The 22,640-nt window shown below is 45.9% G+C and carries 20 protein-coding genes; 14 read left to right on the top strand and 6 right to left on the bottom strand.

Features of this window, described 5'->3' with window-relative positions; genetic code table 11:
- Positions 1-19: 19 nt before the first annotated feature.
- From HY811_02365 to HY811_02320, 10 genes are all read left to right on the top strand, one after another.
- Positions 20-637 (top strand): protein-L-isoaspartate(D-aspartate) O-methyltransferase, encoded by a 618-nt coding sequence (locus HY811_02365; protein ID MBI4833650.1) that lies wholly within the window; start codon positions 20-22, stop codon positions 635-637.
- Positions 630-1,721 (top strand): hypothetical protein, encoded by a 1,092-nt coding sequence (locus HY811_02360; protein MBI4833649.1) that lies wholly within the window; start codon positions 630-632, stop codon positions 1,719-1,721. The genes HY811_02365 and HY811_02360 overlap by 8 nt, the downstream gene beginning before the upstream one ends.
- A 587-nt stretch (positions 1,722-2,308) precedes the next feature.
- Complete coding sequence (locus HY811_02355; protein ID MBI4833648.1) at positions 2,309-3,220, top strand: fibronectin type III domain-containing protein; 912 nt, start codon at positions 2,309-2,311, stop codon at positions 3,218-3,220.
- Positions 3,221-3,229: 9 nt separating this feature from the next.
- The gene (locus tag HY811_02350; GenBank protein ID MBI4833647.1) at positions 3,230-5,584 is read left to right on the top strand and encodes a PQQ-binding-like beta-propeller repeat protein; all 2,355 of its coding nucleotides are present in this window, start codon (positions 3,230-3,232) and stop codon (positions 5,582-5,584) included.
- A gap of 97 nt (positions 5,585-5,681) precedes the next feature.
- Positions 5,682-6,107: a hypothetical protein gene (locus HY811_02345; GenBank protein MBI4833646.1), complete on the top strand. Its 426-nt coding sequence runs from the start codon at positions 5,682-5,684 to the stop codon at positions 6,105-6,107.
- Positions 6,108-6,168: 61 nt separating this feature from the next.
- Positions 6,169-7,002, top strand: coding sequence for a hypothetical protein (locus HY811_02340; GenBank protein MBI4833645.1), 834 nt, complete (start codon positions 6,169-6,171; stop codon positions 7,000-7,002).
- Positions 7,003-7,018: 16 nt separating this feature from the next.
- The gene (locus HY811_02335) at positions 7,019-7,258 is read left to right on the top strand and encodes a hypothetical protein (GenBank protein ID MBI4833644.1); all 240 of its coding nucleotides are present in this window, start codon (positions 7,019-7,021) and stop codon (positions 7,256-7,258) included.
- An 85-nt stretch (positions 7,259-7,343) separates the two neighbouring features.
- Positions 7,344-8,333, top strand: a complete 990-nt coding sequence (locus HY811_02330; protein MBI4833643.1) for an FHA domain-containing protein — start codon at positions 7,344-7,346, stop codon at positions 8,331-8,333.
- A gap of 15 nt (positions 8,334-8,348) precedes the next feature.
- Positions 8,349-9,764, top strand: a complete 1,416-nt coding sequence (locus tag HY811_02325) for a terpene cyclase/mutase family protein (protein ID MBI4833642.1) — start codon at positions 8,349-8,351, stop codon at positions 9,762-9,764.
- Positions 9,764-11,413, top strand: a complete 1,650-nt coding sequence (locus HY811_02320) for a hypothetical protein (protein ID MBI4833641.1) — start codon at positions 9,764-9,766, stop codon at positions 11,411-11,413. Before HY811_02325 ends, HY811_02320 begins: the two co-directional genes overlap by 1 nt.
- Here HY811_02320 and HY811_02315 read toward each other — a convergent pair whose 3' ends face one another.
- The 5 genes from HY811_02315 to HY811_02295 are packed head-to-tail and all read right to left on the bottom strand — an operon-like array spanning position 11,414 to position 15,408.
- The gene (locus HY811_02315) at positions 11,414-12,610 is read right to left on the bottom strand and encodes an MCE family protein (GenBank protein MBI4833640.1); all 1,197 of its coding nucleotides are present in this window, start codon (positions 12,608-12,610) and stop codon (positions 11,414-11,416) included.
- A gap of 5 nt (positions 12,611-12,615) precedes the next feature.
- Positions 12,616-13,356: an ATP-binding cassette domain-containing protein gene (locus HY811_02310; GenBank protein ID MBI4833639.1), complete on the bottom strand. Its 741-nt coding sequence runs from the start codon at positions 13,354-13,356 to the stop codon at positions 12,616-12,618.
- Positions 13,353-14,153, bottom strand: coding sequence for an ABC transporter permease (locus HY811_02305; GenBank protein ID MBI4833638.1), 801 nt, complete (start codon positions 14,151-14,153; stop codon positions 13,353-13,355). The genes HY811_02310 and HY811_02305 overlap by 4 nt, the downstream gene beginning before the upstream one ends.
- A 10-nt stretch (positions 14,154-14,163) precedes the next feature.
- On the bottom strand, positions 14,164-14,427 hold the full coding sequence (locus HY811_02300) for a hypothetical protein (protein ID MBI4833637.1): 264 nt from the start codon (positions 14,425-14,427) through the stop codon (positions 14,164-14,166).
- Between the two features lie 3 nt (positions 14,428-14,430).
- Entirely contained in the window at positions 14,431-15,408 is a 978-nt protein-coding gene (locus tag HY811_02295; protein MBI4833636.1) for a Dna2/Cas4 domain-containing protein, read from the bottom strand.
- A 216-nt stretch (positions 15,409-15,624) separates the two neighbouring features.
- Between HY811_02295 and HY811_02290 the strand changes: the two genes are divergently transcribed.
- The 3 genes from HY811_02290 to HY811_02280 are packed head-to-tail and all read left to right on the top strand — an operon-like array spanning position 15,625 to position 17,976.
- Positions 15,625-16,713 (top strand): 6-phosphofructokinase, encoded by a 1,089-nt coding sequence (locus HY811_02290; GenBank protein ID MBI4833635.1) that lies wholly within the window; start codon positions 15,625-15,627, stop codon positions 16,711-16,713.
- A gap of 29 nt (positions 16,714-16,742) precedes the next feature.
- Positions 16,743-17,474 (top strand): PD-(D/E)XK nuclease family protein, encoded by a 732-nt coding sequence (locus HY811_02285; protein MBI4833634.1) that lies wholly within the window; start codon positions 16,743-16,745, stop codon positions 17,472-17,474.
- Between the two features lie 16 nt (positions 17,475-17,490).
- Positions 17,491-17,976, top strand: coding sequence for a hypothetical protein (locus HY811_02280; protein ID MBI4833633.1), 486 nt, complete (start codon positions 17,491-17,493; stop codon positions 17,974-17,976).
- 568 nt (positions 17,977-18,544) lie between these two features.
- Here the strand turns inward: HY811_02280 and HY811_02275 are convergent.
- Positions 18,545-19,186 (bottom strand): hypothetical protein, encoded by a 642-nt coding sequence (locus tag HY811_02275; GenBank protein ID MBI4833632.1) that lies wholly within the window; start codon positions 19,184-19,186, stop codon positions 18,545-18,547.
- A gap of 182 nt (positions 19,187-19,368) precedes the next feature.
- Here HY811_02275 and gcvT point away from each other — a divergent pair, with 182 nt between their 5' ends.
- Entirely contained in the window at positions 19,369-22,596 is a 3,228-nt protein-coding gene (gene gcvT, locus HY811_02270) for a glycine cleavage system aminomethyltransferase GcvT (protein MBI4833631.1), read from the top strand.
- The last annotated feature ends 44 nt before the right edge of the window (positions 22,597-22,640 follow it).

Genomic DNA, 22,640 nt, shown 5'->3' with positions numbered 1-22,640 from the left:
CACTCAGCTTCGGCACAGGATGGTAGAGGAACAGCTCGTTTCACGCGATATTACCGACCAACGGGTCATCGACGCGTTCCGGCACGTGCCCAGGCATTTATTCATTACTGAAAAGCATTTGGATTCTGCTTATGACGACCGTCCCCTGCCGATAGGTTGCGGGCAAACCATTTCACAGCCGTATATGGTTGCTTATATGCTGCAGGAATTATTCCTAAAGGGTAAAGAGAAAGTCCTTGAGATAGGCACCGGCTCCGGTTACCAAACGGCTTTGCTCGCGGAATTAGTCCGCGAAGTTTATACCATAGAACGCCTTTCCGGATTGGCTGTAGGCGCCGAAAGAATCTTAAAGACATTTGGATTTAGTAATATTACCTTTAAAATATCTGACGGTTCAATCGGCTGGAAAGAAAAATCTCCCTTTGACAGGATTATCGTATCCGCCGGGGCTCCGGATATTCCTCATTCACTTATTGACCAATTAGCGGATAAAGGTATAATGGTGGTGCCTGTGGGAGATGAGTTTTCCCAGAAACTTTTCAGGGTAAACAAAAACGGTTCGGAAATAAGGGCCGAAAATCTTACCGGATGTGTGTTTGTCAAGCTTATAGGGAAGGAAGGATGGAGTGATGAATAGAAAAATATGGGTTTTCATCGCGTGTACCCTTCTCTTTTCATTAAACTGCGCCACGCATTATAAGCTCGCCAGGAAGCATTTCCATGCCGGCAATGATGCTTATGATGAAGGAAGGTGGGGCAAAGCGCTGGGCGAATATGATGCCGTCTTAAACGCTTTGGATGAAGCCCCTCCTTACGCGTTACACCAGTTCATGCAGGCGGCCGTTTACCACAGGCTTTATTCGATAGGACCTTCGGTGCTCCGCCGGCAGATAGAATATTCCGTGATAGAAAGATTATCCCATATAAAAAAGCTTATTCCGGAGGAAAACGCTACGGATAAACCGGATTTACTTGCCTTGGCTGTCCGGAAAGCGCTTGATTCGGAAACCGCATCAAAGAATAATACCGTGCCGGAAACCGAGCGCTGGCTTCTTATCGTCCGCGATCTTATCATGGGCGATATCATGTCATACCAGGCGGGCGTTCCGGATAAATCTGAAAAGACAGGGAAAATCATCTCTTTAACCTCCGAGCCTTTTGTTAATAATATCAAGCAGTTTGCTTTTTACGAATCGGCGAAAATATTCTACCTGGAAGCCCGGAGTAAAACGGTAAAGTTCATGAAGGATTATCCAAGGGCTGATATCAGTTGGCTGGTGGAACTGGCTAAAGAGCGGCTGGATGAAAACCTGTGGTCTTTGGCTTCAGCGACCCGTGCCTTGGGCTACATGGAAAGGAACGAGTTTTTCCGTAAATATTTCCTGGATAAATATAACCAGTATATTGAAACCATCAAGTATCTTAAAACAATGGATGCCGGAACGGAATCGGGTGAAAAGGATATCCTGGGCCAGATGCAGCAACCCAATTATGTGATATTTAATGGAAGCTATCATTTGCAGGAAGCCCGGATAAAGATAAACACGGCGTATGAAGAAATGCTGACAGGCAAGACGGTGCAAATGGATTATTTTCTGGATGCGTTTAGCCACTTGGCGTTTATCTGGGTGATGGGCGATTTAAGCGCGCTTTCCGAGCGTCAGATGGCGGAATCTCTGAAGGACGATATCTATCTTTATTTATACCGCATTTCGGAATGAATCAATTAATAGAAACTGTGGTAAAGCAATCGGATTATTTATTTGCCTGATTGTTTTGTTACTCGTTGGATGTGGAAAAGAGAAAAGGGAATCCTTTCAAATCAATATATGAGTTTTAGCCATTCCAACGTAAAGACAGAGATTGTGTTTTAGCAGTTTGATAATTCGGTATATCCTCTCTGCGGGGACGTCGCTTTGCTCCGCGTTTTCTCTGTTTTTCCTGATGGCAATAACCCTTGATTCTGCCTACCGTATTATAATGTAAAGATTGTTGACATGTCGCAAAGTTTGTTTACTCCCAAAACCCATTTATATTGAGTTTTATAACAAAAATGAAATAAAACCGCTTTAAAATAGATTTAAACGCTTTTTAGCCCTAACTCCTTATTTTTAAGCTTCTTGGCATAGTATTTGCTTAATATTCGATAGGGGGATCGTTTATATGCTCCACTCATCCCATCCCGCCTTGCGGGACGAGATTCGGAGACACCCGACTGATAGAGATTGTAAACAGAATGGGGTTGATTAAGCGGATGAAACAGATTAATCCTCTAAATCCGTGTACTAATAAATAAAGGAGGTGCAGTATGAAAAAGATGTGGCTGGAAAAAGGCGCCTTGGCAATAGCCGTTATTCTTTTGTGCCTCATAACCTTAAAGGCGGTTAATTCCGCCGAACCGGCTGAAAAGATTGCCTTTGATGCCAAATTGCAGGAAATGGAAGCAGTGCTTAGTTCAGATAGTAAAATCGAACTCCCAAAAATCGATTACTTGGAACGCCTCCAAAAGGCCTGGATGACCCTGCCCCCAGCCCCGGAAATGAGCAATAGCCTCATGTACAAAAACACCATCCATACCGTAACTTATCAGGAAGCGCCCAAGGAGCCGCTCCCAATTATCCTGCCCCCCGCGATAGAGGCGCTTAAAGTCAATTCCAATCAGCCGGATACGGTGGTTATTTTTTGGGGGCCAAGCAAGTCTACGGCTACGGTAATTGGCTATAAACTCTACCGTAAGGCGCAGGATGAGCAAGTTTATAAGTTTTTAGCCGAGCTTTCGGCTGATGCCGAAAATTATACGGATGCCGCGATTCAGCCTGAAACAACTTATGAATATTACCTGACTTCTCTAACCAAAGATAAGGCTGAAGGCGGCAATCCGGAAAGCGCCCCTTCCGGAAAGCTCTCCGTCCTAACCCCGGAAATCGCTTATCCCGATTGCGATGGCGGCAAAGATAACGAGAGCGGCGTTAATTACAATAACATGACCGGTAAATTCACCGTCCGGATTAAGAAATACGCCGCGAACGGCAAGATAGTTTTCTCCAAGCAATTCAATGTCCAGGAAGGCGATAAAATTGAAGGCACCAATTATACCTTAAGCAAAGTGGAAGGCTTTATAGATACCAGCGCGGGCTTTCCCAAGGAATATAAGATATTGACCTTTACGAACAACCGGACCAATAAGCCAAGGGAAGCAAAAGTCCGAGCCTATAAATAAAATAATACTATGAAATACCAACTGACTGTTATTGGTAAAGAGGGATTGAGCGTATATCCGATAGAAAAGGAGCGCGTCATAGTCGGGCGCTCTTCCAAGGCTGATTTGCAGATAAAAGACCGCTTTATCTCCCGCAAGCAGCTTATTATCGAGTGCTCCAATGGTTTTTGCTCCCTGGTTAGCCTGAGCAGGAAAAACCAGACGCTTTTAAACGGCGACCCGGTTAAATCCAATTGTCCATATCCCCTTAAAGAAGGCGACAAGATAAAGCTGGGTGAAATTATCCTGGCGTTTGCGCCATCTTCCGATGAGGCAAAAGAGGAGCCGGAAGCCGAAGCGCCTGCCAAAGAAATCGCCGCGCCTAAAGAGCTATCCGTGCCGAAGATTACTTTTGAAGCGTTGGCGCCTAATCCGGTATTTTTCAAATCCTATTACGGCATAGGCGAGGGCGTTTCCGCTGCTGGCGCGCTGGTCATGGTGCATCCTTCTTATTTCCCGGATATCCATAAAGAGATAAAACAATTGATAAGGCGTATGCTTTCAAGCTTCTTATTCTGGATAGCTTCCCTGGTTATCCATGTTTTTGCCATAGGGCTTTTGATATTTTTCCATACCATGCCAAAGCCGGAACTTCATGCGGGCCCTGTGGGAATCCGGTTTGTATCCGACCGGGTGGAAGCTCCTCAGGCATTGGAGGCTTCCTCAAATATGGAATCCTTGCTCCAGAGCCTGCTTAACGAGACCAAAATCACCGCAAATGATTCGATCCTCCAAGAAACCGAATCAAAATCCCTTGAAGCCGATCAGGATGGCGAAGAAGAATCACTTGGCGATGTTGCTAATTCTCTTGATATGGAGCGGACCGAATATGTTAAAGAATTTAACTCGTTCCTTCCGCTTGTGGGGTTGAATAAAAAGCTCCCCGGCGCCAAAGGAAAGAGTTCACCGCTGGTTTCAAGCGTTTTATTAACGGGTAAGCGTGCGCTTACCAACGGACAGAAAGTATTAAAGATTAAATGGGAATACCGGTTCCTAGCGACACACGGGGTCCAGTTGTATAAGCCTTCTGGTTGGGGCCATGGAGACCAATCCGTCCAGACTGCGCCGTGGCTTATTTCATCTCCAGCCGTGATTGCCGGCAAAGGTTTGATGGATATCGTCAGCGGAACCGAAGAAGGCTCCGGCGAATTCAGCCGCGGCAATGCTAATACTTCAAGCGCCGGCCGGTATGTCTGCGTTACGAAAAACGGAAAGCATAAATGGCAATACGAGACAAATAATAATGCCGGTCGGGCTTCCGCAAATATTATAAATTACAACGGGGCAACAGAAATCGTGGGCGGTTCCACTTCCGGATGGATGGTCCATCTTTTTAAGGATAACGGGCAGAGAATCTGGCGATTTGAAAGCGAAAGCAAGGCTAACTTTATTGCTTCGCCTGTGGCGGTGGATACGAACGATGCGATTGAGGGGCCGGAAATTATCGCGCTTGACCTTAGCGGGAACCTTTACTGCATTTCACATAAGGGAAATAAAATCTGGTCAAAATACGTTTCCGCGCCTCCGGCTATTGCCACTCCGTTGGCTTATGATGTCGATAACGACGGCGACCTGGAAATAATCACCGCGGGTAATAATAAGAATAATTCGCTGATACAATGCCTGGATGGCAAGACGGGAAACACCGAATGGGAGGGGAATATTCTGCGGGATACAAAGCAGTCCGGATGGGGATTCGTCCAGGTTTCGTCTCCTGCGGTTATTCCGCATAATGTCAACCCCATAATCGTAATCGGCATCGGCGATAAATTATATGCCTTCAACGGGCGCAACGGGAAAGTCCTCTGGACAGCTGAAACGAGCGGGTTCATTTATTCCAGTCCGGCAGTCGGCGATTGCGACGGGGATAATATCATGGAGGTGATTTTCGGTTCGCTGGACGGGAAGATATACTGTCTGGACAGCCGTAACGGCAATGCGAAGTGGGTATTCCAAACTAAAGGGCGGGTTTATTCCTCGCCGGCACTGGCGACCAAGGATCGCGTGGGGTCATATCAGTCGGAGTGGGCGATGTTCAGGAATTCTTCCGGCCGGACAGGTTATTATGATAAGAAATCAGAAAGCGGGCTGGATGTATTTATAGGCTCAGATGACGGTTCGTTATACGCGTTAGACGGCAAAGAGGGTATTTGCGTTGATCGTATTGAAATTAAATTTTCTAACCTGACTGTTGCCGGCAGTAATCACGGCCCTCTTAAGTTTGTATCTTCTCCTATCGTGGCGGATATTGATGGCGACCGGAAATTGGATATTCTATTTACTTTAGTGGATAAAATGGTTTGTGTAATGGATAACCGAAAATAAACGCGAAAACGCGGAAAACGAGGCACGAAGACACGAAACTTTCTCGTGTTTTCGTCTTTTCGTCCCTTTTGTGCTTTCGTGTTACAGGAGGTGGATTATGGGGAAAGAGAAATGGGTGTACACGATAATGGGATTTATGGGCGGGGCGATTCTCTTTTTGCTTTTGAGCCGTGCGCCGGTTCAATACACCATTGCCGAAAGCGGCGGCGTAAATCTGGGATGCGCAAACGGGATGGTCGCGCAGACTATTGGCACTCCGTTACAGGAAACTATCCTATGGGTGCTTGATACGGCAGAGAAAAAAGTGCTCGTTTATGAATACGACAAAAGCCGTCGTATCGTTTTTAAGGCATTTCGGGATATGCAATATGATTTGACATTCCCCGACGGAGGTGCTGGAATAGTAACAGAACCGTTAGATAACAAGAATCTAGGGCTTCCCGGATTGGATATAAAAAAATGGTTTGAGAATTGGATTAAGTCAATAGATAGGGAAAAGAAGGAGAGGGAAAAGGAGAAGTGAAAACAGTAGGATGCGAGATCCTGCTAGGGGACTTCGTTTCTGCTACGAAGGAGAAATAGATATGAAAATATTTAAAGTCAATTGGTTGATTGTTTTTATTTTCCTGTTTACCGGTATCTTAGGAGTTGCAGAAGAGACTGAGAAAGAGAAAAACAAGGGCAAGGATGAGGTTAAGAAGGAAAAGATTGAGGGAAAGGACAAGGGTGAAGACGAGGTTAAGGATGAGGTTAAAAAGGAGGAGCCAAAGGAAGATGCGAAAGAGACTAACAGGGTATGGGCGGAAACATACCAGGAAATAAAAAACCGCCTGGAATCCGTTAAGATGAACTTTGAATTTAAAGATAAAACCATCTTCGAAGCTGTGGAATATTTCCAGGATTCTTTGCTCATCCGTTTCCGCCTGACTTCCAAGGTTTACAGCGATTACAAAACAAAAATCGTTTCTGTTTCCCTTAAGAATCTTCAGGCGAAAATGGCTTTGCGTTTGGCTATAAGTATGTATGATTTGAAATGCCTTTATGATGACGGCGGGTTGGTTATAATGGCTCCGGATGAAACGGTTGCCGGAGAATATGTGACGGTCATTTACCGGATTGACGACCTTTTGGCACCTCCTCCTGAGGATTTTGAAGGGCCGGATGTGGATTCAAACTTACAAGGTGCTGGAGGCGCCGCATTCCCGATTCCTCCGGCAATGCCTCCGAAAGAGCAGAAAAATGTTACCAAGGAGGAGATTGAAGAGGCTATAAAATCGCAAACCGGAGCCAAACTATGGGAAGATAACAAGAAGGTTTCGCTTACCATGACCAGCCAATTTTTGGTGGTTACCCACACAAAATCCGTGCATAAAAAAGTGATAGAGGTATTGAACACCTTAAGGGCGGTTAAGAGATAAATTTAAAGAGGAGTGGATGAAAATGAAGAATAGTAAAACAAGCCGTTATGGAGGGGTTTTTATCATGCTGACGTTCGTTTTGTCAAGCGTAGTAGGTTGCATCGGTTATAGCACGAATTGGGAACCTTCATGGACCAATAAATACGACCATGAAAAACGGCACCTCAGGGCGCTATGGCAGGATATGTCGGATATCCATCGGTTTATTGACCGGTATCTCCTGAACTTTGATGAAAACGACCCGGCGAGGTATTAACGCGAAATCACGAAAATGGAAAAGGAAAACACGGAATATATAAAAACTTTCGTGCCTTATTCTCTTTCGTGGTTCCGTGTTAATTATGAAAGCCCAATTATTGGTATTGACAAAAGAGGGTATTTCCGTTTCGGTAATTGATAAGGGCAAAATTACCGTGGGGCGTTCTTCATCCAATACCCTTAAAGTAAAAGACCGTTTTATTTCTCGTAAGCATTTCATGATAGAAAAAAGCGGCGGGCGGTATTACCTGACAGACCTGGGCACGCGTAATAAAACCATCCTTAACGGGCAGGAAATGACACCGGGCGAGACAATTTGCTTGGATGATAAGTCCAAGATAAAAGTGGGCGATTCGGTAATTGAATTCAGTTTCATTCCGGATGGTCAGGAAGCAAAAGAACTGGAGCCGGTTGTTGCGGGTGTTTCTGCAGGTAATCCGGCCGGCGAACTTTTAACCAAAAAATCATTCCCGAAACAGATATTTTCCGGGTTTTACAGTAAATTATCCTATATTAATCCAGCGACATTATTGCCCCGTAAAACCCCACCATACGACAAGGCTATTTTCACATCGTTTTTGTGGGTGCTTATCGGGATTATCATCCTCAGTGTGACAGCGGTTTTTATCATCTATCCTGAGTTGGATCAGGAAGCATCAGCCACTAATCGGATACTTGTGACTAACCCCGTTAACAGAGCTAATAATCCGCCCCGGCAGAACGACATGACAAAACAAAATCAATGGTCGCTTTTTCCTTTACTGGAGGAGGATAATTATTTGCTTGGGCCTAATTATTTGCGTCCTGAGGGCGAAAAAACTCCCGAGCAACCGGTTGAAAATAATGCGACAGCAGTTTTGGAACCGGCGATGAGCCAAACTGATAAACATGACCCGGAGACTCCGGAAAATAACGTTTCGCCTGAAATAACGATATATATGAAAGACGGATCGGAAATAAAAGCTGGATTCCTGGGCTACCAGGACCATCGTTATATTATACAAATAGAAGGTGAATCCGGGCCGAGCCTGATTCTTGATGAGGATATAAAGAAGGTATCTTTTAATAAATAATAACGAAGTGAATTTATGCGGTATTTGAGGATTGTTTTTGCATTTATTGCCTTGGGTTTGATTTTGACTAATGCGTCATTTGTTTACCCGGCGGATAAAGGGAGCGGGGCGGATAAAGAACTCCAGAAGAAGATTGACGAGGCGATTGCGAAAGGGACCGGGTATTTATTGACTTCGCCTCTTCCGCCGAACACACGCGAATTGATATTATTAACCTTAATACACGGCGAAGTATCTCCTTTTAATGATATTTTTAAGGGGCTTTTGAATAATATGCTTGAAAGCCCGCTTGACCGCACGTATAATGTAGCTCTCCAGGCGATGGCTTTGGAAAAACTGGATGCTAAGAAGTACCAGGAACGGATTGCCGAATGTGCCCAATGGCTGGTGGATGCCCAGTGTAAGAACGGGCAATGGAGTTACGTGGGTAATAACCAGCTTGCCGCCCAGACAACACCCCGCAATAAACCGCAGGTTACCCCTTCTACAACCCAAAAAGATGAGTATATTACTGGCAACGGAATAAAAGCGGATATTATCATAAAAAGAAAAACCATAGTTGGTGTCCCCAGTGGAGACAACTCAAATACTCAATATGCGGTATTGGGATTGCGTGCTTGCATGGATGCCGGAATAGCTTTGCCTAAAGATACTATTACCCTTACGAAAAAATGGTGGGAAAGTGCTCAAAATCCGGATGGCGGGTGGAATTATGGGTCATTGCGGACACAAGCAAGTTATGCTTCTATGACAGCCGGCGGCATCAGCAGCCTGGCTATATTGGAATATTATATGAAGGAAAAATATAAAGATTGTCAGCGGATAAAAAGGGCGGTTAGATGGATGGAAAATAGTTTTACCACCACCCTGGACCTGCGGGTTGGCTGGGCTTTATACACGTATTATTCTTTTGAGCGGGCGGGGATTTTAGCCGAAGTCGATAAATTCGGCAGGTATGATTGGTATCTGGAAGGTGCGAAAAGACTGGTCAATTCCCAAAATGCATCCGGCAGTTGGAGTGGGGCCAGCGGCGATGTGGTTAACGCTTGTTTTGCCGTATTGTTTTTGAAGAGGGCAACTAAAGCGCTCCGGGCAGAGATTACCCCGGTTAAAAAGATGAAACCAATGGAAACGCCTGTCGAACCTAAAAATGATAAGCCGGAAGATTTTGTTCAAAACTCGCCTGCCGCGCAACCGAATGCTCGTGCTGTGGAAAACATCCCTGCCGTAGAAGAAAACCCCCTTACCGAAAATGTTCAGCCGTTCGTGCAGACAAGGAATTATATCATTATTACCCTGAAAAATAATTCCGTTGTCAAAGGCAGTTATCTTAATTACCACAAGGGTGATTTTTTGCTGGTGACCGATGATGGTATAAAAACAATAGAAATAGGAAACTTATTTTCCATCGAATATCGCGAGGTGAAATAATGAGCAGATTATTTATTACAGCAATTCTGTTATTAAGTATGCTTGTTTTATCGCCGTATGGATTGGCCGAAGGGGAAATTACTATTGACCTCGCGCAGTGGCAAAAGCTGGCTGCGCTCCACCAGGAATACTACCTGGGCAAAAGAAGCCCTTCGCAAAACTCTTCCATTAGGATTACCAACGAAGGTGTCAAGGGTATAAATCAGGGGGAGATTTTCTGGCAGTATCTGGATAAAATTATAATCCCTTTGCAACAGTGCCTTGTTTCTAAAGATAACGATAAGTTTATTAAAACCTGCGCCGGATATGAAAAATGGATAGGTGAGCAATCCAAGAAGATTGAACCGTTGTTCGCCCAGCTGGATAATTGCCAGAAACAATTGGAAGGCATCCAATCGGCGCTGAACCAGGATGATAAATTTACGATTCCCAATAAAAACGGCCTATTGAAACAATTAGGCAGGACGCCTGATGAAATTTCCTATATTCTAAAAAGCCTGATAGAAAAGAGCCCTGATAAAAAATCCGCATCTTTGTTTTTAGTGGAATTAAAAAGCATTCTAAAACGAATTAATGATGTTAATGGCTGGGTCAAATTAGAGCTTGCCTGGTTAAAAGAGAATATAAATACTTCCTTGGATTATATCAATAAACACCCGGAAGCAATCAAAGAGCACCGGTTTGGTGCCGGGGGATTGCCTTGCGTGGCAAGCATAGAGTGGTTTCATAAAGATTGGGTTGAATTCCAAAGACAAATAGAAGATATTTTATGCCTTACCGATGCCGAAAAAGGCGTTTTAGGAAAACCTTGCTTGTCCGAATCCGTTTACCTTGCCGCGCCATCCCAGCGGAAGTTTTATATTTCACTTGAAGATAAACTGAAAGAATTTTCCCGTATTATTAATACTCTGCGGAAATCATTGGAAACCCCTTACAACTTGACTTATCTTAATTGCCTTTTGGATAGATATGGCCGTGAAAAGGCTGGTGACTTTTTAGTTGAAGTAATGAAGAACTGGTCGAAAGTTAATCCTGAATCAAAAGAAGAGGACGGAAGTTTTCAGGATATAGTTTCTTTGTTGGAGGTTCTTAATTACCGCCAGGGAACGCCGATAACCAGCGAGTCAGCCAAAGATCAGTTTGATCCGCATTTTATGGAACAAATTCCTAGGTTTGATGGAATGTCGCCAGCTGAAGCATTCAAAAACGCCATGGAAATAACAAGAGCCTGGTATGGCAAAATGTCTTATGATAAAAACAGACCTACAGTCGCGGATGTTTTTAAGGATAAAAAAGCCGATTGCTGTAATGTGACCAATATCTGCGCATATTTGCTTGCTAATGCCGGTTACGGAAATGCCTATGGTGTAAATCTTTCAGGCGGCCATTGGGTAAACGCTTTTGCGGATAACGGGAAAATTATTCTCCGTGATTGTTTAAGCGGTCCGATGAGCGCTTTTGTCGAAGAAGTTTCGCAAACATTTCCTGATAATTTTAAAGGCGGCGGATATACAATGCGTTGGGTAAGAACCGTTGCCGGAGGGGTGGAATCGTCTTTTGTGATAGACGGCAAATTCATCCGCCGGGAAATTCCTTATTATAACCAGAAAGCCGAGGTGATTGAATTGGAGGAGAAAAAAGACAAGTAACTATTTCCCCGCGCCGATAAGACCGACTATCTTGGAAATATCCTCATCCATATATTCAAAGCCGATGCCTGCAAAGAATCCGGCATCGTCCATCAGGTTGTCTCCGCCCACTTCCAGGCTGAAATATTTAAGCAGTTTTACCTTTGCCTTTACCCTTACCAGGAAAGTATCTATATTCTCGTTAAAATCATCATCGTCAAATGTATCGCGCACCTCTATGCTTAAAAGCAGGCTTTCGCCTATTTCCGGGATGGGGACATAATCTAATGCTCCGCCGAATTTCCCTTCCATGAGGCCGCCCCTGATGATCAGACGCTGGTCAAATATTTTCTGGGCGATAATGGCTTCCGGGACAATTTTATAGTTCAGGTCGCCTCTTTTTATGGTGATTTTGCTGTCGCTGGTTGGGTTGAATATGGCGCCGCCCAGCCAGAAATACCTGGTTTCCCTGGGCACTACCCTTAAGTGTAATTTACTTATCGCCACGTCCTGGCCGATATAATAATCGGAATCGCCGCCCACATAGATTTTGGTGGATTTAATGCCTTCCACAATGGTTCGTGTGGAATCCACCGCGTCTTTGGCGCTGTTATATAATTGTTTGTCATTGACCATTTGTCCTAAACTCCCGTCGCCTTTATCTATTTTCGCGGTGATTGATTCTATATTTTTCGTAATCTTATTGATATTTTCTATGGTTTCTTTGAGCGGGCCCATTGATTGGTGGATATCCTCTATAACTTTTTCTATCTTGGTAAAGCTTTTTTCCACCTTTGCCGCCAGGCCGTCAGAGGTATGGACCGGGAGTATTTCCTTGTTTTGCACGAGCGGTTTATCTTTTGAGCCGGGCAGGATATTTATTTCCGGGCTTCCCAAGGCGAGTGGTTCGATTATTTCCACTACCGCGTCGTTATGGATATTATAAGCAAATTCTCTAGGAAGGCTCATGGTAATCCAGACCTTGTTGTAATCATCCAGCCTGATATCTTCCACCGTTCCGGCATTAATGCCGTTGACTTTTACTACCGAACCTTCGGTAAAACCATAGCCTTTGTCCACAATGGTGATAAGTTTTATCCTTTTGGAAAAGAGTTTGCCTTCCTTGATATTTAAGACCACAAAGCCGCCTATAAATAATAGGCAGATGAAGACAAAAACCCCTATCATTTTTTCTACGTTGGAGACTTTATATTGCATCTTCGTTACCAGTTTCCTTTTTTAAGAGTTTCGTAGACTTCTTTAGCACCGGCGTGATGGGTGATTTTCCCGGATTCTATCAACATCAGCGAATCAGCCAGCGGTTCTTCCAAAAATGCGGACATAAGGTTTACCAGGCCTGTTGTGGATAAACAGGTCATACGTTTTTTATTGCGTATTTCTTCAAGGACATCAATAACGTTCTGGACATTGACGTTGCTCAACGAATTGAAAACATCATCCATCAGGAGTAGGTCCGGTTCCGTTACCAGCGCCCGCGCCAGGCTTGCCAGCAGTTTTATTTCTTCCGGCAAGCCAGCCGGACGTTCATCAGCATACATTGTTATTTTTAACCATTCAAGATATTTCTCTACCTCTTTATTTATTGCTTTATCGTTCAAAGACGAATGGTACCGTAATGGTAATTCCATGTTTTCCCTGACGCTGAGATTGCTAACCATAACCCCGCCTTCGAATACAAAACCTGTTTTCTGCCTGAACCGCTGCATTTCCTGGTAGGAAGAATCGGATAGCGGTTTATTCCTTATCTTGATTTTCCCTTTACCAGGATTAAAAAGGCCGGCGCATAATTTGAGGAGCGTGGTCTTACCGCTGATTTCCCGGCCGACAATCACCAGGAATTCGCCCTCATTCGCTTTAAAGGAAAAATCATCTAGGATAACGGCCATATCCCTCCGGAAAAAGACTCTTTCAAATTCCAGGAAACATTCTGTTTGTTGCGTCATATATTAAACGAGGAATAAACGTATAACGAAATAAATATATTGATGACAAAGCAAAATATAATTGAATTTACCACTCCAGTTGTAGTTACCTGTGGAATCTCGGTAAAAGACCTTTTGACCGAAAGGCCATGCGAGCAGTTTACAATCGCAATTACCCATCCGAACAAAAACGCCTTTAGCATGGAAATAATAATATCCCGGTAATCTACGGTCAGAAGCAGGTCTTTGAAAACAATACCGATAGCGGTCGGCTTGAAAATCCCGGCAAAAAGGAATCCGCCGACCAGGGCGCTTACGTTGAAAATTATCGTAAGGCACATTATGGAAACTATTATGCCGATAAGCCTGGGCAGGACCAGGAAATAATCCGTGTTGATTCCCACGCTGTCCATTAATTCCAGTTCCCTGTTGAGTTTCATGTTTCCCAACTCGGTTGCCATGGCTGTCCCGGAGCGCCCGATGACGATAAGTGCGGTCATAATCGGGATAAGTTCTCGCACCACTACGATGACAAACATCCGTTCCATGTGTGATTCCGCTCCGAAACGCGGTAGGATGATTGCCAGCTCTACCAGGACGGCCGTGCCGATTATTACGCCGGTGATGATGATGATGGACATCGCCTGGATTGCCGTAAAATATATCTGCAGGGCTATATTCTGGAATATTAATCTTTTGCCGTGATGCCCTTCCACCAGAACCGATTTGAGAACAGTGTAAGTGTTTAGCAGCATCAGGAATAAGTATTCCAGGGGGGAGAGTGTAAAATACCTGATTGTTCGGATTATCGCGCTCATGTTTCCTGTTTTATTTCGGACACCCTTTTTCGTCGTCCGGATTTAATTCCGGGCCTACCTCACCGGCAGGCGGGGGATACCTACCGGCGTTCCGGTAACGCAGGTACATCTGGAAGATGCTCCCCACGAAGTAAACAAGAATGAACGGGACAAAATAATCCGCCATCTTTTTTAAAAGTTCCGTTCTATCTGTCAGTAAGGCGAAAAGGCAGAAAAGGATTATCAGGATTGCCCCTAACCGAATAACCCACATGGTAATATTTAGTGCGCGCATATTTTAATACTCCAGTTCTTTTATAGTCAGTTTGGGATAAGATTTCTCTTCATAAAACTCGCGCAGTTTATCTTCCCCAAGCTGCTCGGCCAGTTTCTTTTGGTTTAATCTGCGCATGACCATTTCTTCGAACTTCACCCGGTAGCTTCCCAGGTTGCCTTCGGTAAATCCGCGGTCTTTCAATATCTGTTTCACCCTTTCGTTAAGGAGTTCTTCCTTTTCCTCGAAATCTTTCCTCTGTTCCTTGGCAAATAGGAGCTCTCCCAAAAGCGTGACCAATTCTTCATCCTTGATTTCCTCGATTTGTCTGGCCGGAATACCCGCCCAGCAGGTTTCCCGGTAATCGCAATAACTGCAGTGCCAGTCATCACGTTCATAAGGACGGTCCGGCAGAGACTGTTCTTTAACATGTGTTTCCAGGACCTTTAACTGGTTGAAAAATCCCTGGACGTAAGTTTCGTCGTAATCAATCGGGAAATCGGCAAAGTGGCTGGTATCCTTGTTTTTATAAAGGATAATTCCCTGCTTGGCGTTTATCTTGAAAATATTCTGGACGTAATAAAGGTAGAGCTGGAGTTGGAGGACGTGTTCTTCCTTTGCCCCCAAGCGCATGACTTCGTCAAATCCCCGGCGGCTGATGCTTTTTATTTCCAGGACGTAGTAATTATTGTCCATTTTTATAAGGGCGTCGAGTTTTCCGGAGATATTACGCTCCGTATCCCGCAGGGGCGCTTCTTTCATGGTTACGGTTACGCCGGCTTCTTCGAGTTGTTTGACGATTAACTCGTGGTGGAGATTGCCGTCCGCGAAGATAAAGAAGAGTCTGCCGTTGGGCGACTTGATTTTCTCCCCGCGCCATTGGTAGACGAGCGCGCGCAGGCATTTGCCGGCGTCGCTGGGCCAGTGCCGGACGCGCGGATATTTCGGCTTGGCCAATTCCTGGTAGCCGTAATTAATCAGTATCTTGGATAAAGATTCCATAAATAAAAGTTCAATCGTTCAAGGATTCAATAGTTCAATAGATGTTATTTAAACATTTACCGGCAAAGGGTCAAGATATTTATGGGGCCGGCGAAATCTCCCGACGTTTATATGAGGGATATTTTAAATAGACCAATCCTAATTTTCTTGCCAAAGATATTCAGCGATAGTACCATTAAAACACTGCAACATTATAACATTACAAAGGGAGTCTTTATGAAAAAGATAAGACGTATCGGGGTTCTGACCGGCGGCGGAGACGCCCCCGGGCTTAATGCCGTTATCCGCGCCGTGGTGAAAAGCGCCTTTAACCGCAAATGGGAAGTTATCGGCATACAGGAAGGTTTTGAAGGGCTCTTGCATACCTCAAAGGCGAAAAAGATTACGGACCGGGATATCATGGGCATATTGAATATGGGCGGCACCATTCTGGGCACGACCAACCGCGGCAACCCTTTCCAGCATAAAGTAAAAGTCGGTAATAAATACGTCGTCAAAGACGTCTCCAACAGAATCATTAAGAATTTCCATAAATTAAAGCTGGATGCGCTGGTGGCTATCGGCGGTGACGGCTCTTTGAGTATTGCCAAACAGCTTAAAGACAAAGGTCTCCCGATTGTCGGCGTCCCGAAGACCATTGATAACGATTTAAAAGCCACCGTCATCACGTTCGGATACGATACGGCCGTTTCCACGGCGACCGATGCGCTGGATAAACTCCATTCCACCGCCCAGAGCCATAAACGGGTGATGGTCGTGGAGCTGATGGGCCGATATGCCGGCTGGATAGCCTTAAACGCGGGAGTTGCCGGCGGGGCGGATATCATACTCATACCGGAAATACCGTTCAGCTTTGATAAAGTCTGCGAGAAGGTCGAACGGCGTTACGCCTCCAAGCGCAATTTCTGCATCGTGGTCGTTGCCGAAGGCGCCAAGCCGACCGGCGGGCAGCGGATTGTCAAAGCCGGTGCCTCAGCAGAGCGCGTTGAATTATTAGGCGGCATGGGCAATTATGTCGCGGAAGAAATCGCCAAGCGCACCAAACGTGAAACACGCTCAATGGTCTTGGGCCATTTGCAAAGGGGCGGAAACCCGACTACCTTTGATAGATTAGTTGGAACCCGTTTCGGCACTGCCGCGGTGAGATTAATTGCCGAAGGCAAATTCGGGCAGATGGTCTGCCTGCGTCCGCCCAATATCACCTCGGTCCCGCTGGAAGAAGCGGTCAAGGCGCTTAATACCGTGCCTCTGGACTCCGACGTGATACAGTCCGGCAGGGAACTGGGCATCTGCTTTGGTGATTAAGCGAATTAAATAAAATAGAAGGAAATAATATGCCGAGGAAATCAAGTCTCTACGACCCGAAATCAAAGGAACCGTTTAAATTCAGCCGGACCAAGCTGGAAAACTTCATGTCCTGCCCGCGGTGTTTTTATCTGGACCGGCGGCTGGGGGTAAAACAGCCCGACGGGCCCCCCTTTACATTAAATACGGCGGTGGACGGGCTCCTGAAAAACGAGTTCGATATCTACCGCAAAGATGCGAAAGCCCATCCCCTGATGGAAAAATACGGCATAAAGGCGATTCCCTTCCGCCACGAAGATATGGACGACTGGCGCAATAATTTCAAGGGCATCCAGCACCACCACGCCAAGACAAACTTCCTGGTCTTCGGCGCTATTGACGATGTCTGGGCGAATGACGGCGGCGAGTTAAGCATCGTCGATTACAAATCAACCGCGAAAAAGGGAGAGCTTTCCTTGAATGAGGAATGGCACGCGGGCTGGAAGCGGCAGATGGAAATTTACCAGTGGCTTTTCCGGAAGAACGGCTTTAAGGTGGCGGATACCGGATACTTTGTCTATTGCAACGGACAGAAGGAAAAAGAGGCGTTCAACTGCCGTCTGGAATTCGTGATAGAGATACACTCATATAAAGGCGATGACGGCTGGGTGGAAAAGGAGCTTATTAAGGCGAAGGAGTGCCTGGACGGAGATAAGATTCCGGATTACACGGAAGACTGTGATTTCTGCCAGTATCATAAGTCGCTGTTAAACATTAAGTAAGGCGGGAGGATAAAAGATGGAAACGCAAACAATAAAACCAACCGGGTGCTGCGAACCGTTTAATCCCGAACCGTGGCAGGATAAAGAAATCAGCTGGCGCGACAAGGCCTTCGTCAAAGACCATGTCACGAGCTTCCTGCATATCCCTTTGAACATGGGCAAAAAGATAGTTAAGAATCTGGAACTGATTGAGAAAGCCAAGGCGCAGGCGCCGCATCAATTGATGCTGACGGATGAGAAATCGCTTTGGGGAGCGGATATCTATATTGATGTTGCCGGGGATGTTCCGGGTGCCGAGATGGCGAAGCTCTCCGGGACGTTTATGACAAAGGTATTTGAAGGCCCGTATCACCATGCCGGCAAGTGGGCGAAAGAGATGGCGGAGTATGTCAAGTCCAAGGGCAAGACGCTTAAGAAAATGTATTTCTCTTACACCACCTGCCCGAAATGCGCCAAGGCGTATGGTAAGAATTACGTGGTCCTTTTCGCCCGGATAGACTAAGCTCCCTGAACCAAGCGGGGAGCGAGGCGGCAGTATCGGGATACATACCAACGAAAAAGGTGTTCATACCTATTGAAAAGGTATCGATACCAACCGAAAAGGTATACATACCAGAGTGAAAGGTATTCATCCCAACGGAAAAGGTATTCATACCGATAGGAATGGTATAGATACCAACTGAAAGGGTATTTATACCAAAGCGAAAGGTATTCATCCCAAAAGAAAAGGTATCTATCCCCAAAGTCTGGGGGCATACCTACGAGTTGTAGGGAAGTAAATATAAGCCGAAGGGGAGTGAATATAAGCTATATTTAGGTGAATATAAGTTATATTCCAGTGAATACAGGTTATATTCCGGTGAATATGAGTCATATTCCAGTGAATATGGGTTATATTCAGGGAAATATCGCCCTTATGGGCGGGTAAAAACCCCCTTCAAGGTAGTAAAAACCCCTTCGGAGGAGATAATTGGGTCCTCAAAGGTGCCAACAGGGGGGAAGAAAACAGCGGTTTTTATCGGGCGGTGTGAGGCACTCACCTAGAGTCACTGACTACAAAAGAGTCATTTTTATGGGTTGCGAAAATCTTTATCTTTTTCTGTCAACGCAAGAGGCCCTTTAATTGTCACATGTTTTTTAGTTAGTAATTCTACATTCCAGTATAAATGGTCTGCGTCGCAAGACAAATAAAGTTTAGTTGGTGCTAAATCGGTTCCTTTAGTCTTGTTCATAATGGAATCAAGGATTGATTTTATTTTAGGAGATTTGTCTATTTTTTGTTTATCAGGAAATTCAATGGGTTTTTCTATCAATTCTTTTAAAAGCAACCCGCAAAAGCCTCTCCATATTTGCTTACTTTCAAATAAGGAAAGATTAATCCCAAACGTTTTATACAAAGAAATGAATTCATGCCTCAATTCTTTAAGTGATATAATTTCACATATGCGATCACACGCATTAACATTGCTACCATGCTTGTCATGTTCTAAAAAAGCATCGGCAATGCCTTCTAAAATGCGATAACCATTTATAGATTCTGAAAGTTTAATATGTAAACACCAATTGCAATATAAATTTAAAGTTTGGTGCTTATTTTTAAAATTATTTTTCTCGATTAGCTGCCTTGTTTTTGACATTAAATTTACTAAGTCGCTCGAGCTTAAGCCGTTTTGTTGTAACAATCTCTTAATATCATCCTGTGGTTCTGACATAATTTATTTTCCTAATTTGGGCTCTATTTTTCTTTCGCTGGTAGCATCATCCTTTCCGCCGATTATATCTTCTCCTAATCAATAGTCAAGAGAAAAGTTTTTGATAACCCATAAAATATCCCCGAAATATTTTGATATAAAATTATTATCGGTGTATAGTATCCGCTTTTAGGAGATACACAATGGAATCAACAACGCAACGAATTGACGGGAGAAAAAAAGCCATGAAGACCAAAGACAATTTCCTGTTTGATGAGGAGCTTTCCAAGCTGGATGCCGAGGTTTCTTCCCTGATAAGCGAAGAGGCCAAACGGCAGGAGGATAAGCTCATTATGATTGCCTCCGAAAGCATCTGCCCCCAGCCGGTGCTGGACGCGCTCAATAACCCTTATTCCAATAAATATGCCGAAGGCTACCCCTCCATCCGCATGACTACCTACGAGCGTAACCTGATAGATAAAGACCACGACCGCTACCTTGCCTTCCACCGCCGTTACGGGGACAGGCGTTTTTACAAGGGCGCGGAATTCTGCAATATCGTCGAAGTCCTTGCCCAAAGAAGGGCGGCGGAGATATTCGCCACGAGCGATGTCCCGGCGGATAAGATATCCGTGAATGTCCAGTCATTATCCGGCGCGGCCGCCAACAACGCGGTCTATAATGCCTTTGTCGTTCCGGGCGATACAGTCATGGGCATGGCGCTTTCCTACGGCGGGCACCTGACCCACGGAAGCCCTTTTAACCGTTCCGGACGCCAATATAAAGTGGTGCCGTACACGGTGGATATGAAAACCGGCAAGATGGATTATGAACTTATAAGACAACTGGCAATGGAGCACAAGCCAAAGATGATTATCGCCGGGGCGAGCGCGTATCCATGGTCAATAGACTGGAAGAAGCTGGCGGAAATCGCGCGCGCGGTGCCGGTCCAGATACCGAATTTCTCCCGTCCGGGGGCGGTGCTCCTGGCGGATATCTCGCATCCATCCGGATTGGTCGTTGCCGGCCTTTTCCCGAATCCGGTCGGGCACGCTGATGTCGTCACGCTGACCACTCACAAGACGATGTGCGGGCCCAGGGGCGCCATCATCCTTTCCACCAGCGAAGAAGTCGCCAAGCGGATAGATTTCGGCGTATTTCCGGGAGAGCAGGGCGGACCGCACCTTAATAACATACTTGCCAAGGCAGTCGCTTTCAAGCTTGCCGCGACCAAGGAATTCAAGGAGCTCCAGAAGCGGATAGTGGATAACTGCCAGGCGCTTGCCGCGGCGCTCCAGAAGCTCGGCTTTACGCTTGCCTACGGCGGGACGAATTCTCATTTGCTATTGATTGATTTATCCAAAATGCCGGGCGATATTTACATTGACGGCGATGTGGCATCCAACATTCTTGATTTATGCGGAATCACCTGTAATAAAAACGCCCTGCCGGGAGACGAGACCGGCACCAGGCCCAGAGGCATCCGCTTGGGGACGCCGATACTTTCCCAGCGCGGGATGGGCAAAGCGGAGATGGAAAAGGTCGCCGCGATTGTCCATAAAGTCCTGACCAATATAAAACCGTTTAAGATTATTTGTTCTTCCGGCAGGATAACGCGCGGAAAGATAAAGCTGGAAATAATGGAAGAGGCGCGGAAGGAAGTGGAAGAGCTGGCCAGGAAGTTCCCGGTCAATAAAGCCGGCAGTTCAAAGGCCCATAAGACAGAGGCGATAGAAATTATCGGGGAGCGCGCCACGGCGTTCCTGCAGAGCCTGGTGGGCATTAATATGTATGAGTTGAAGGAAAACGCAGAAGTCGCGGCATCCTTCCTTAATGAAAAAGGCGCCACGATTTCCGATTCCACCATCCAGCGCCTGCTTGATACGCCCGAAGGCTACCAGCATTATCTCGTGAAGCCGGAAGGCTCCAAGGCGGATAAGCTGATGACCTTGCTAAAGGGCCTGTCAGACGGCTATATCTTCTTTGATGAGGCGGATATTTATTCAAAAGTGGAAGGACCGGTGGTCATTAAGAGTTTAAGAGATGAAGAGTTTAAGAGTTTAAGGGTTGAGGGTGCAAAAGTTAACCTGATGTTTAATGAGAACAAGCCCTATTTCATCGGTCAGAAGGAGCTAATAAAAAGTAACAAGTCACAAGTAACAAGTAAAAAGTCGGAATTCCAGGAGAAGCCTTATGAAGGGGAGAGAAAGACGGCGCTTTATGAGGAGCACCTCAAGCTTACCAAGAAGAACTTTATGATTCCGTTTGCCGGATGGTCCATGCCGGTCTGGTACACGCGCGCGAGCGAAGAGCACCAAGCAGTCCGCGAGGCGGCCGGGCTCTTTGACGTTTCCCATATGGGGAAGATTGAAATCAAAGGACCCTATGCCACGAGGTTCCTGGATTTGGTAACGACTAATTACGTACCGAAGATGCGTAATGGCCAGGCGCATTATTCTTACATACTTTCTCCGGACGGGGATGTGCTGGATGATGCCTTCCTTTACAAGGTCAAAGAGGATTATTACATTATAGTGGTCAATGCCTCCAATGCGGAAAAGATTATGCAGTGGTTCAAAGCGGTAAATGAGCGCAAGGTGATAATCGACCGCGATAACCCGAATATGGAGCTGGAAGGAACGGTTCAGCTTGCCGATTTACGGGACGGAAAACTGACCAATATCGCTCTGCAGGGAAAGAACTCGATACAGATTCTGCAGTCTTTGATGGAAAGCGAGAAGGACAAGGAGCGGCTGGTGCATCTTAAGCGTTCTTCATTCGCCGATTTTATGCTGAAAGGCGGCGTAAAGATAACCCCGGCGCGGACCGGATACACCGGAGAAGACATCGGCTTTGAGATGTTTGTGGATTATAACCAGGCGGTAAAACTCTGGCAGATGCTTTTGGAAGCGGGGAAACCGTTCGGATTAAAGCCATGCGGGCTGGCATCGCGCGATTCATTGAGGACAGAAGCCGGTCTGCCGCTTTACGGGCATGAGCTGTCCGGAGGCAATAATGTAATACCGACCGAGGCGGTTTACGGCTCGTTTGTCAAGCGCCACAAGCCGTTCTTTATCGGGCGCAAGGCCTATCTGGAAAAGGAAGCCAAGACCAAGCGGAGGATTGCCCGGTTCCAGATTACCTCTGCCGGCGCGCGTTCGATAAAGCCGGGCGACCCGGTGGTCAGCCGCAGGGGCGAATACCTGGGCGTGGTCACTTCCTGCACATTAGTTGGGACTGTCCAGACCGGATTGGTCCTAGTCAATAACAAGGATGACGCCAAAAAGGGGACGGTCCTGCGTATTTATCCCTTGCCGCCGATAGAAAAAGAGAAGCCGGAAAAACAGAAGCGGCAATTGAGCCAGGGCGACCAGGTAATCGTGCCGGAGGAGGCGGTGGTGGTCAGCCGCTTCCCGTTGAGGAAGAATTAGCAGCAGAGGCGATGGCTACGGGTTAATTTGCGGCGCCTGATTGT

Source organism: Planctomycetota bacterium (assembly GCA_016207825.1).
Classification (GTDB): domain Bacteria; phylum Planctomycetota; class MHYJ01; order JACQXL01; family JACQZI01; genus JACQZI01.
The sequence above is the reverse complement of the archived record's forward strand: the minus strand, read 5'-3'. Positions and strand labels throughout refer to the sequence as shown.

Excerpts from the sequence above, each read along its gene's own strand:
- HY811_02315 (MBI4833640.1), bottom strand. The coding sequence starts at position 12,610 with ATGCAATATAAAGTCTCCAACGTAGAAAAAATGATAGGGGTTTTTGTC.
- HY811_02310 (MBI4833639.1), bottom strand. The coding sequence starts at position 13,356 with ATGACGCAACAAACAGAATGTTTCCTGGAATTTGAAAGAGTCTTTTTC.
- HY811_02290 (MBI4833635.1), top strand. The coding sequence starts at position 15,625 with ATGAAAAAGATAAGACGTATCGGGGTTCTGACCGGCGGCGGAGACGCC.
- HY811_02300 (MBI4833637.1), bottom strand. The coding sequence starts at position 14,427 with ATGCGCGCACTAAATATTACCATGTGGGTTATTCGGTTAGGGGCAATC.
- HY811_02345 (MBI4833646.1), top strand. The coding sequence starts at position 5,682 with ATGGGGAAAGAGAAATGGGTGTACACGATAATGGGATTTATGGGCGGG.
- HY811_02280 (MBI4833633.1), top strand. The coding sequence starts at position 17,491 with ATGGAAACGCAAACAATAAAACCAACCGGGTGCTGCGAACCGTTTAAT.
- HY811_02330 (MBI4833643.1), top strand. The coding sequence starts at position 7,344 with ATGAAAGCCCAATTATTGGTATTGACAAAAGAGGGTATTTCCGTTTCG.
- HY811_02325 (MBI4833642.1), top strand. The coding sequence starts at position 8,349 with ATGCGGTATTTGAGGATTGTTTTTGCATTTATTGCCTTGGGTTTGATT.
- HY811_02320 (MBI4833641.1), top strand. The coding sequence starts at position 9,764 with ATGAGCAGATTATTTATTACAGCAATTCTGTTATTAAGTATGCTTGTT.
- HY811_02275 (MBI4833632.1), bottom strand. The coding sequence starts at position 19,186 with ATGTCAGAACCACAGGATGATATTAAGAGATTGTTACAACAAAACGGC.
- HY811_02295 (MBI4833636.1), bottom strand. The coding sequence starts at position 15,408 with ATGGAATCTTTATCCAAGATACTGATTAATTACGGCTACCAGGAATTG.
- gcvT (MBI4833631.1), top strand. The coding sequence starts at position 19,369 with ATGGAATCAACAACGCAACGAATTGACGGGAGAAAAAAAGCCATGAAG.
- HY811_02360 (MBI4833649.1), top strand. The coding sequence starts at position 630 with ATGAATAGAAAAATATGGGTTTTCATCGCGTGTACCCTTCTCTTTTCA.
- HY811_02285 (MBI4833634.1), top strand. The coding sequence starts at position 16,743 with ATGCCGAGGAAATCAAGTCTCTACGACCCGAAATCAAAGGAACCGTTT.
- HY811_02350 (MBI4833647.1), top strand. The coding sequence starts at position 3,230 with ATGAAATACCAACTGACTGTTATTGGTAAAGAGGGATTGAGCGTATAT.
- HY811_02340 (MBI4833645.1), top strand. The coding sequence starts at position 6,169 with ATGAAAATATTTAAAGTCAATTGGTTGATTGTTTTTATTTTCCTGTTT.
- HY811_02335 (MBI4833644.1), top strand. The coding sequence starts at position 7,019 with ATGAAAATGAAGAATAGTAAAACAAGCCGTTATGGAGGGGTTTTTATC.
- HY811_02355 (MBI4833648.1), top strand. The coding sequence starts at position 2,309 with ATGAAAAAGATGTGGCTGGAAAAAGGCGCCTTGGCAATAGCCGTTATT.
- HY811_02305 (MBI4833638.1), bottom strand. The coding sequence starts at position 14,153 with ATGAGCGCGATAATCCGAACAATCAGGTATTTTACACTCTCCCCCCTG.
- HY811_02365 (MBI4833650.1), top strand. The coding sequence starts at position 20 with ATGGTAGAGGAACAGCTCGTTTCACGCGATATTACCGACCAACGGGTC.